Annotated in this window: 4 protein-coding genes and 2 pseudogenes; 3 read left to right on the plus strand and 3 right to left on the minus strand. The window is 60.8% G+C overall.

Features of this window, described 5'->3' with window-relative positions:
- The coding region (gene ccsB / locus WCA53_RS04580) for a c-type cytochrome biogenesis protein CcsB (protein WP_423906038.1) at positions 1–546 on the plus strand (546 nt) is incomplete at its 5' end.
- Here the strand turns inward: ccsB and WCA53_RS04585 are convergent.
- The gene (locus WCA53_RS04585) at positions 543–704 is read right to left on the minus strand and encodes a hypothetical protein (RefSeq protein ID WP_423906041.1); all 162 of its coding nucleotides are present in this window, start codon (positions 702–704) and stop codon (positions 543–545) included. The genes ccsB and WCA53_RS04585 overlap by 4 nt on opposite strands.
- A 122-nt stretch (positions 705–826) precedes the next feature.
- Between WCA53_RS04585 and WCA53_RS04590 the strand changes: the two are divergent.
- Both WCA53_RS04590 and WCA53_RS04595 read left to right on the plus strand, forming a co-directional pair.
- Positions 827–1,792: pseudogene (locus WCA53_RS04590) on the plus strand (dihydrolipoyl dehydrogenase family protein); the annotation flags it as partial.
- 87 nt (positions 1,793–1,879) lie between these two features.
- Positions 1,880–2,224 (plus strand): hypothetical protein, encoded by a 345-nt coding sequence (locus tag WCA53_RS04595; RefSeq protein WP_423906049.1) that lies wholly within the window; start codon positions 1,880–1,882, stop codon positions 2,222–2,224.
- 134 nt (positions 2,225–2,358) lie between these two features.
- Here WCA53_RS04595 and WCA53_RS04600 read toward each other — a convergent pair.
- Positions 2,359–2,487 (minus strand): annotated as a pseudogene (locus WCA53_RS04600) (ammonia-dependent NAD(+) synthetase); the annotation flags it as partial.
- Positions 2,488–2,636: 149 nt separating this feature from the next.
- Positions 2,637–2,861: a hypothetical protein gene (locus WCA53_RS04605; RefSeq protein ID WP_423906045.1), complete on the minus strand. Its 225-nt coding sequence runs from the start codon at positions 2,859–2,861 to the stop codon at positions 2,637–2,639.
- Positions 2,862–2,963 lie beyond the last annotated feature (102 nt).

Below are 2,963 nucleotides of genomic sequence, written 5' to 3' on the forward strand. Positions count from 1 at the left end.
GCCATGGGCGCGTTCGTGTTGCTCGTGATCAGCGCCGCGGTTGGCTTCCTGATGTGGTATTCCATCGCCCGCGACGCGCAGCAGATTCAGCCGCTTGTGCCCGCGCTGCAAAGCTGGTGGATGAAGATCCACGTGCCGGCAAACTTCATCGGCTATGGCAGTTTTGCGCTGGCGGCCATGGTGGGCGTCGCGTATCTCGTGAAAGAGCGCGGCATTCTGGGTGATCGCCTGCCGTCGCTCGAAGTGCTCGACGACGTGATGTACAAATCGATCGCTGTCGGTTTCGCGTTCTTCACCATCGCGACCATTCTCGGCGCGCTGTGGGCGGCCGAAGCATGGGGCGGTTACTGGAGCTGGGACCCGAAGGAGACGTGGGCGCTGATCGTCTGGCTGAATTACGCCGCGTGGCTGCACATGCGGCTGATGAAAGGTCTGCGCGGCTCGGTTGCTGCCTGGTGGGCGCTGACCGGATTGCTGGTCACCACGTTCGCGTTCCTCGGCGTCAATATGTTCCTTTCGGGCCTGCATAGTTACGGAAAGCTCTAAAGAAACTTCCACGCGCCGTGCATCGATGCACCGCCGCCTGCTGCAGAGATATTTTCGCCTCGAGCGGTTCCCGCTGCGACGAGCGCGATGAAAAACCGGGCGGCGAAAAACAAGCGGCCGTTCATTCGCTCGCCTGGCGCAGCGTGGAAAGGGTTCACGAGGATTCCCCAGAGCTGGTGGCAAACGACGACGACAAGCCGGCCAAGCCTGGCCTGAACGCATGGGAGTCTGATCGTCGCATAGCCGCGTAAGCACGCAATTTTCAAAACGGAGAGAACGCATGTCTACAGCCGAACAATTCGATGTCGTCATTCTTGGCAGCGGCCAAGGCGGAAAGCTGCTCGCATGGCATCTTGGCCGGTCAGGAAAGAAGGTGGCTGTCGTCGAGCGCCGGTGGATCGGAGGGTCGTGCCCGACGGTCGCCTGCCTGCCGTCGAAGAATGAATTGTGGAGCGCCCACGTTGCGCATGTCGTGCGGAACGCGGCCAAATTCGGCACCATCACCGGCCCCGCCACGACCGACATGCGGCGGGTTCGCAGCCGCAAACAGGACATGATCGACCGCGACACCGCATTCCATCATGGAGCCTACAAGGATAGCGGTGCGCAAGTGATCATGGGCAGTGGTCACTTCATCGCCCCGAAGACGATTGAAGTGGACTTGAACGACGGCGGCACGCGCGTGGTTTCGGGCGACTAAGTTGTCATCAACGTCGGCACACATGCCGCCATTCCGAACATCCCCGGCCTCGAAGCCGTCCGCGCATTGACGCATATTGAAGCCCTCGAACTCGACTATCTGCCGTCGCACCTGATCGTACTTGGGGGCGGCTATATCGGCATCGAAATGGCGCAGGCTTACCGGCGTTTCGGCAGCCGCGTCACGATCATCGAGCCGACCCGCCAGTTGATGAGTCGCGAGGACCCGGACGTCTCGAAAGAGATGCACGCCATTATGACGGGCGAAGGCATCGAGGTGATCCTCAACGCGCAAACGATCAACGTCCACGGACTGTCGGGCGACGCCGTTACGCTCACGTACCGAAACGCCGAGGGCGAGCACAAGCTCGAAGGAAGCGATTTGCTGGTGGCGATCGGCCGCGTGGCAAACACGGCGGATCTCGGACTCGAGACAACTGGTGTGGAGCTCGACGCTCGCGGCTTCATTCGAGTCAATGAACGGTTGCAAGCGAACACGGACGGAGTCTGGGCAATCGGCGAGTGCGCCGGCAGCCCTCAATTCACTCATATCTCGGTGGACGACTACCGGATTGTGAGGGACAACATGGCGGGCGGAAATCGTCGTATCGACGAACGTCTGGTGCCTTACGTCATGTTCACCGACCCACCCATGTCGCACGTAGGCCTGTCCGAAGCAGACGCCCAGCGCCAGGGAATTCCGGTGCGTATCGCCAGATTGCCAATGGGCAGTATCCTGCGGACCACGGCGACCGAAGAGATTCAAGGCTTTTTGAAAGCACTGGTGAGCATGACTGACGATCGCATCCTCGGATTTTCGATGGTGGGTTCGGAAGCCGGCGAGGTCATGGCGATCGTTCAGACGGCGATGATGGCGGGACTTCCCTACACCACGCTGCGCGAAGCCGTACTCACCCACCTCACAATCGCAGAAGGCCTCGGCGCGCTGTTTGCGAACGTTCCGGCTATGCCGGCTTAACGGGTGGAGCAACATCGGGGCGTCGCGCGATCAGCACGCGCGTCGCCTCGAATTCCACCGTATGTGCCTGTCGAACAGCGTCACTACGCTCGCTACATTAAGGTCCGCGTGTTGGTAGCGTCCCGGCGCAAAGCTCATTCAGGCCAGTCGAATGGCGTATAGGGCAAGGCCCGTTTGTGCCGGGTCGCTTCATGGAAGCGCAACACGGTGTCGTAAAGAGCATCGCTGACCGGTTTGCATTCCAAGAAGTCGCCGATCGCGTCTACGGGTAACCATCCGCTCAGGGCACGCTTGCGCCGTCAAGGTCAAGAATCTCGTAGCGATGTGAGCAGCCGCGCGTCGCCCAGTCAGCGTCGGGTCCGGCCGCCTGGGCGATTCAGACGCAGTGGACGGCATCGCGCATGGCGGATAGTCATTGACTCGCAGCAGCTGGGGCTGCGGTCTTTGGCGCTTTTTTCTTGTGCTTCAGATGAAAGCCGCCCTTATGTGTACTTGTCGGTGTGGACGTATTGTCGCCCCCGTATGTAGGTCCAGCAGTCGCTGCGCCGTGTGCGTTGCCGCCGCCCCCGCCACCCGCCAGACACACATTCGAAACACCCAGCGCGAGTGCAATCGCCAACGAGGCCTTAATGTTCATCACTCTCTCCTTCGGACGTGGTAGCCACCGTGGTAGCGCAACCAATGTTTGCTACGTGTTGTAGCCGTGACAGCCGAACGGACTGCCCGACTGCCGGATCCA

Source organism: Caballeronia sp. (assembly GCF_049581465.1).
In the GTDB taxonomy this organism is placed as follows: Bacteria; Pseudomonadota; Gammaproteobacteria; order Burkholderiales; family Burkholderiaceae; genus Caballeronia.

Bases quoted from the DNA above. Each gene is read 5' to 3' on its own strand.
- WCA53_RS04605 (WP_423906045.1), bottom strand. From the start codon at position 2,861: ATGAACATTAAGGCCTCGTTGGCGATTGCACTCGCGCTGGGTGTTTCG.
- WCA53_RS04595 (WP_423906049.1), top strand. From the start codon at position 1,880: ATGTTCACCGACCCACCCATGTCGCACGTAGGCCTGTCCGAAGCAGAC.